Source organism: Ruegeria sp. AA6, from assembly GCF_056542865.1.
Map to the genome: position 1 here is coordinate 64,615 of NZ_JBQGAN010000019.1, position 6,888 is coordinate 71,502.

The 6,888-nt window shown below is 56.2% G+C and carries 5 protein-coding genes; 3 read left to right on the forward strand and 2 right to left on the reverse strand.

The annotated features are described in order from the left end of the window. Positions 1-295: 295 nt before the first annotated feature. The 3 genes from ACR0LN_RS18460 (at position 296) to ACR0LN_RS18470 (ending at position 4,198) form a co-directional block, all read left to right on the forward strand. Entirely contained in the window at positions 296-1,093 is a 798-nt protein-coding gene (locus ACR0LN_RS18460) for a hypothetical protein (protein WP_480431735.1), read from the forward strand. A gap of 200 nt (positions 1,094-1,293) precedes the next feature. Then, positions 1,294-3,177 carry an asparagine synthase (glutamine-hydrolyzing) gene (gene asnB, locus ACR0LN_RS18465; protein ID WP_480431738.1) on the forward strand — a complete coding sequence of 628 codons (1,884 nt, stop codon included), beginning with the start codon at positions 1,294-1,296 and terminating at the stop codon, positions 3,175-3,177. A 22-nt stretch (positions 3,178-3,199) separates the two neighbouring features. Beyond that, positions 3,200-4,198 (forward strand): NAD-dependent epimerase/dehydratase family protein, encoded by a 999-nt coding sequence (locus tag ACR0LN_RS18470; protein WP_480431740.1) that lies wholly within the window; start codon positions 3,200-3,202, stop codon positions 4,196-4,198. A 132-nt stretch (positions 4,199-4,330) separates the two neighbouring features. Here ACR0LN_RS18470 and ACR0LN_RS18475 read toward each other — a convergent pair whose 3' ends face one another. Further along, positions 4,331-5,104, reverse strand: coding sequence for an acyltransferase (locus tag ACR0LN_RS18475; RefSeq protein WP_480431742.1), 774 nt, complete (start codon positions 5,102-5,104; stop codon positions 4,331-4,333). Between the two features lie 115 nt (positions 5,105-5,219). Continuing rightward, the coding region (locus tag ACR0LN_RS18480; RefSeq protein ID WP_480431743.1) for an Ig-like domain-containing protein at positions 5,220-6,888 on the reverse strand (1,669 nt) is incomplete at its 5' end.

Genomic DNA, 6,888 nt, shown 5'->3' on the forward strand with positions numbered 1-6,888 from the left:
AGCACAGGCATCCCATAGCAGCAGTGTCGAAAATGCACCGCTATACGGCGTTGAGACTGTAGAGGATTCGAAACAAATGCTACTGACTATCGCACATTGATGACAAATTCTTAAATGGGCTCGGACCATTAGTTTTTTCAGAAACAAAACCTTGACACAGATAATGTTTCAGAGATTTCTTTGATTGAGTCCCGAAAGGGATCGAATGGTGCCTCCACAGTGGTAATTAGTGTCGAAGACACGACAACTGGAGGACGTTTTTATAGTAGTTGTTGCTTCGAAAGATGTTTAGGCAATGTATTTAGTTGATGCCCACGTACATCTGCATGATTGCTTCGATCCCTCAAAATTTTTGGATGCCGCCGGAGCAAACTTTTCCCGACTATTTCACCGGCTTGACCTTCCAAGATCGACCCCCGGAGTTCTGCTTTTCACGCAGTCCTGCGGCGCAGATGCGTTCGGCGGGCTGCACACGGGGCATCTCGGCGAATGGGCGATAGCTGAAACCGAAGAACCGGTATCGTTGAGCGCGTCAAAGAACGAGCAACGTCTAGTTGTTATTTCAGGGCGGCAGATAGTGACCAAGGAAGGGCTTGAAGTGCTCGCATATGGCACTGAAGGTCCGTTCCCAGATGGTGAGTTAACAGCGCGCGCCATCGAACGTGTCTTAGATGCTGGTGGCGCGCCAGCTTTGCCTTGGGGGTTCGGCAAATGGTCTGGTGCCAGAGGAAGATTAGTGCGGCAACTCGCTGGTGACCATGCGCGTTTTCCATTCCTTTTTTTTGGTGATAATGCAGGCCGCCCGGCACTGTGTTCTCGACCGCATCTTTTTGATGAGGTCGAGCGCCTCTGTCGCTCAGTTCTACCTGGCACAGACCCTCTGCCTTTTCGTAGCGAATTCAACAAGGTTGGCCGGCTTGCGTTCATCGCGAATGGCGAATTATCACCGACCCGCCCCTTCGCGAGTTTCCGTTCATGGCTAGAGTCGTGTAAATCGACGCCTCAGATTCAAGGTGACTATGAATCCTTTGCACGATTCCTACATCGCCAACTTGCTATGCAGTTTCGTAAAAAACTAGGAATGAAGCGATGAGTAGTGTTGGTTATTTCAACCTATGGGCATTGACGCCCGAATTTGCAGTGTCCTTGGCTGAGCCCATAGCGTTGTTAAGGTTCGTTGCGTACGATAGCCTGACATATCGAAAATCCAACTCTTTATGCCCGCTTGTATGAGTGTCGCCGTTCGTTTCGAACGGATGCAACAGTATTCCAACCGTATCGGAAGGTTTTAAGATGTGTGGAATCGCGGGAATTGCTGCTGCTGCCAGTGCACCTCCATTGGATGTACCTCTGGTCAAAGCCATGTGCGATACCATCGTACATAGGGGTCCCGACGACGAGGGCTTTTATATTGACGACGATCGCCGAGTAGCGATGGGCATGCGGCGGCTTGCCATTATTGATGTAGCTGGTGGACAGCAACCCATCTTCAACGAAGACCGCAGTGTGGCCACTGTGTACAACGGCGAAATTTATAACTATCAGGAACTTCGCAAAGAGCTTGAAGCCAAAGGTCACGCTTTCAGGACAAACTCTGACACTGAAGTGATTGTACACTTGTGGGAAGAGCACGGAGCTAACTTCGTGGATCGTCTGAACGGTATGTTTGCTATTGCACTTCATGACCGCCGTGCAGGCAAACTCCTTCTGGCGCGAGACCATCTGGGTATCAAACCGCTTTATTGGTCGGCTACGGGCAAGCATTTGGTGTTTGGCTCTGAAATCAAGGCTTTGCTTGAAACAGGATTGGTCGATCGACAGTTGGATGTCGACTCAGTAAGGCAATACTTGTCGTGGGAATATGTCCCTGCGCCGCGCACTCTTCTGCAAGGCGTTAACAAGCTTGAAGCAGCACAGCTTCTCGAGCTGGATCTATCTACGGGAGAGCAAAAACTGCGCCGGTATTGGGACGTACCACATTCCGATGAGTCGACGGCGGGCTGGTCGGATGATCAATGGCAAGAAGTGGTCGCCGAGCAACTCGATACCTCAGTTCAAGCGCAACTCATGAGCGAGGTGCCTTTAGGCGGGCTTCTATCTGGTGGGGTTGATAGTTCACTCGTCGCTTCTGCCATGGGTTCGCTAAAAGCGTTTAGCATTGGCTTTGACCAGGCTAGTTATAACGAGTTGCCTTGGGCGCGAAAAGTCGGAGCACATCTAAGTGCAGAGCATCACGTCAAGATAGTCGATTCGTCAGTGCCCGCGCTCTTTGATCAGTTGATGAATTTTATGGACGATCCTATTGCAGACTTTTCCATCTTTCCAACCTTTCTTGTTTCAGAACTCGCACGGGAACATGTTACCGTGGCACTGACGGGCGATGGAGGCGACGAACTTTTCGCCGGTTATGAGACTTTTCTGGCACAACGAGCCTCGCGCACTTGGAACTTGGTCCCCACCACCTTGCGCAACAAGGTTATCGCGCCCATCGTGAATTCCATCCCACCCACAGAGGCCAAAAAAAGCACTGTTAATAAAGTTAAGCGATTTGTGGAGGGTGCACAGCTTGACGCGGGTTTATCGCATGCACGGTGGCGCATATTCGTGACTGAAGCGCAAAGCGCGGCGCTTTTAACACCCGAAGCGCTTGGGCGTGCACCGACTGATCTTGCTGCTCATATCCGCGATTTGATCCGCCGAGCTGGGGACCGCTCGGAACTTGATCAGCAACTTTATGTAGACCTACGTAGCTATCTGCCTGACAACTGTCTAACGAAAGTGGATCGTATGTCCATGGCGGTGTCGCTCGAAGCTCGGGTTCCTTTACTCGACAAGAATTTCGTATCTTTAGCTTATCGCGTGCCTGAACACCTCAAAATCGGGTCTGAAGGTCTCAAGACCTTGTTGAAACGGATAGCTGGAGAGCGCGTACCGCGCGAATGCATTTACCGTCAGAAGCAGGGCTTTTCGATGCCAATGAAGACTTGGCTGAAGAATGAGTATCGTCCGCGCATGGAAGAGCTTCTGTCCAAGCGCCGACTGACGGCGGAGGGGCTGTTTAATGCCGATTTCGTCGAGAAACTGAAATCTGAACACCTTGCCAACCGGGCGAACCACAGCCATGTGCTCTGGGCTCTGATGGTGTTCCAGGACTGGCGCGAGCGGTGGTCAGTATGAGCACACAGACAAAGGACCGGACATGAACGATCAGGAAGAACGCCTTGCGCTCGTCACTGGGGCGACCGGGTTCACCGGTGGGCATCTTGCCCAGACCCTTCTCGACCGGGGATGGCGCGTTCGCGTCCTCGCCCGCCGCCCAGAGGCCGCGCGCGGGCTTGCCGAGCGGGGTGCGGAGGTGGTTGCAGGCGATATCACCGATCCAAAGATCGTGATACAGGCGACGCAGGGCTGCACCCATGTTTTTCACATCGCTGCGTATTATCGCGGCTCAAGTCTTGATGCCGCCGACTATCGCGCTGTCAACGTGGACGGCACGCGATATGTGCTTGATGCGGCGGATAAGGCCGGTGTGACGCGGGTGGTGCATTGTTCCACTGCTGGTGTCCATGGCGATGTCGCGACGATCCCGGCAAAGGAAGATGCCCCTTTCAATCCCGGCGATGTCTATCAGGAGACGAAGCTCGAGGGCGAGCTTCTGGCGGCCGAAGCCATCAAGTCTGGCCTTCCGGGCGCGATCTTTCGTCCGGTGGGCATCTACGGCCCCGGCGACACGCGCTTTCTGAAACTGTTCCGCGCCATCCATCGCCGCCGCTTCATTATGTTTGGCAGGGGCGAAGTCCTGTATCACCTGACCTACATATCAGATCTGGTGGATGGGATCATCCTGCTGGGGACCCACGAAAACGCTCTGGGCGAGACATTTATCCTGGCCGGGCAGCGTTACTACACCCTGAAGGAGCTTGTGGCCATGGTGGGTAAGGCGGTTGGTGTGCCGCCTCGGCGCGGGCGAATTCCCATCTCGATGCTGCTGGCGGCGGCGCATCTGTCCGAGGCGATTGCGCGTCCGCTTCGGATTGACGCCCCGCTGCAAGTGCGGCAGTGCGATTTCTTTACCAAAGACCGCGCCTTCGACATTTCAAAGGCGCGTGAGCTTCTGGGGTACAACCCGACCATCGAACTGCCTGACGGCCTGGGCCGCACCGCGCAATGGTATCGGGATGAGGGTATGCTCGACTGAACCGGCATTGCTAAAGCGTTATGCGAAAACTCGAATCCCTTAACGCTGCCTGAAATCATAGATTGCAACGCGTTAAGGGGTGCTTGATGTCTCAGGTTTTTCGCCAAACGCTATAATGGCGTGGGTGCCCGCTCAGCTGCGGCTGCCGATCTGACGGGCGGGAATGCCCGCAACGATGGCATTTTCCGCAACGTCCTTGGCCACCACGGCGCCGGCACCGATGATTGCACCATTGCCGATGCGCACCCCGTCGAGCACACGTGCTCCGGCGCCTATCCAGACATCGTCGCCGATGACCACCGGGCCTTTGGTGATCAGCCCCTGAGTGACCATTGGCCCGGCTCCCAGAGCGGTCTTGTACCGGCCCCCGCCAAAGTAGCACTGCCCCGCGATGATCGCGTCATCGCCGATCTCGACACCTGAAACCGCACTGAAATAGCACTGGCTGCCGATCGATCCGTTTGCCCCAATGCGTAGGTAGCCGCTTTTGATCCCAAGGCAGGTATCGCGGGCGATCAAGGTCCGCGGTCCGATCACAAAGTCTTCGGGGCTTTTGGCACCCCGCGCATCAAGCGCGCAACCATCATCGATTGTGACGTGATCACCCAGACTCATGCGTCCTGGACAGCGCAGAGAGATATTGCGACCGAAGTTCAGCCCCCGTCCCGCCTTGCCAAAGAGCCCTGGCAGCAAAACCTTGCGGAGCGCGAAGCCCAGGGCACCCGGCATCGGCGCGGCAAAAAGAACCGCCGCTTCGTAGTGCAGAAGCTTCATGGTGGAGGGATCGCCCACGAAGAACGCCTTGTATTTCGCAAGCGCCGAGCCGCTTCCGGAGAGCGCGTCGACGACGCGGTCCTTGGGGGGCTCTGCGGGGGAGGTATCGGTCTTGGTGTCTTCTTCGGTCATGCATCGCCTCATGCAAGCGGACTAAGGGGGAGCGCGGTGGCAATGCGGGGTTCATCCTGTGCTGCGACGGCTTTGAACCGGTCGGATGAGACCGCCATGCGACCGGCCATTTCTCTTATGCCAACAGAATATCGGGATCCTGAACGAATAGAGCCAGCGACGTGTCCGAAGTGATCTCATAGCTGCCGCCGCCAAGCGAATTGCCCTTGAGCAGATCGGAACTGGCCCCATCCACCTCGATATCGGACCCGTTGATGGTGATGACGACACCCGTCCCATCGAGCTGATCCGCCACCGTAGCCGCGCCAAGCGACTGGTCAAAGACCAAGCGGTCGGAACCCTGATCGCCGAAATCCAGAATGACATCGGCCGAGAGGGCATTCAGGGCGAAATCAGCACCGAAGATGAAGCTGTCATTGCCCTCTCCTCCGGTCAGGGTATCGGCCCCGGCGCCGCCGTCGAGGCGGTCGGTTCCCGCGCCACCCAGCAGGCTGTCATCCCCGCCGCCGCCGCGCACCATATCGTTGCCGTTGCCGCCGTCCAGAAGGTTCGCCAGCGCATCACCGATCAGAAGGTCCCCGGCCTCGCCGCCAATGACATTCACAGCATCCAGCGCGATTGCCGATCCTTCGATCGTTCCGGCCGAAAAGCCAATCTCTTCTTCCAGGAGATCGGCCGCCGCCTGCGCATAAAGCGCATCCCCTGCATCGGTGAAATGCACCTGATCCGGCAGCAATTCACTCTCCGTGATCGGGGGCTCGAACAGATGCAGCGTCGGGTGCGTGGCAGCCTCTGAGTTCACGATCTGGCGAATGCCCGGAACGAAGGTGCCGTTGCCTGCGTCTCCGGCGACCATTGCGCCATTGACTATGCTGTAGCCTTCATTGGTTGCCGCAACCAGATCCGCGAATTCGGGCTTCACCGGCACCAGCGAGATAACTAGATGACGGTCCTGCGCCCCTTCCAGAGCGTAGAACTGGTCTATCAAGGCCTGAATCCCACCCAGAACCTGATCGACTTTCGTTGGGCCGTTCAGGTCATTCGTGCCCATCATGAACCAGGTCACATCGGGATTGATCTCATCGACGGTCAACGAGAAATTCATCGGAGCGTCCGGATCATCGGTCAGCGCTGCCGCCAGGGTATGACCCGGTGTGGCATTGTGATCCCGGTCGATCATGCCTTCGGGACCATCGTTGAAGCGGCCGACATAGTCGATCCAGATATTGTTGGCGGACAGGTTATCGAACAAATCGTCGCGGAACCCGCCTTCGACATCCGGATTTCCGAATTTGTACCCTTGCGTCAGCGAATCCCCGAAGGCCATGACTGTTGCCGCATACGCGTAGCTCGACTGCGACAGGTCGACACTCAGCGCCCGGCTCTCTCCGGTGAAATCACGCTGGCCCACGGACAGGAAGACGGTCGCGCTATCGGTGCTTTTGCCGTCACTGATCGAGTAGCTGAAGCTGTCGCTGCCGACATATCCGGCATTTGGCGTATAGATGACGTCACCATTCACAATCGACACGGATCCATTGCCGGGCTGAGCGTCAATTCCGCTGACCTCCAGCGTTGTCAGATAATCCGCATCCGGATCCACATCGTTGCCCAGAACATCGATGGTCCAGGACCCGGAGCTTTCCACGCTGACATAATCGTCATTTGCGATCGGCGGCGAATCCATGGTGATCAACCGTCCATTGGCTTCCATGTCTGTTTCGGTTCCGGCGAGGTTTTTGACGCCGGTGAGCAGTGCGACCGGGACGAAGCCGCTGGTGCCG

Coding starts and splice junctions, on each gene's coding strand:
- ACR0LN_RS18460 (WP_480431735.1), top strand. CDS start 296: ATGTATTTAGTTGATGCCCACGTACATCTGCATGATTGCTTCGATCCC.
- asnB (WP_480431738.1), top strand. CDS start 1,294: ATGTGTGGAATCGCGGGAATTGCTGCTGCTGCCAGTGCACCTCCATTG.
- ACR0LN_RS18470 (WP_480431740.1), top strand. CDS start 3,200: ATGAACGATCAGGAAGAACGCCTTGCGCTCGTCACTGGGGCGACCGGG.
- ACR0LN_RS18475 (WP_480431742.1), bottom strand. CDS start 5,104: ATGACCGAAGAAGACACCAAGACCGATACCTCCCCCGCAGAGCCCCCC.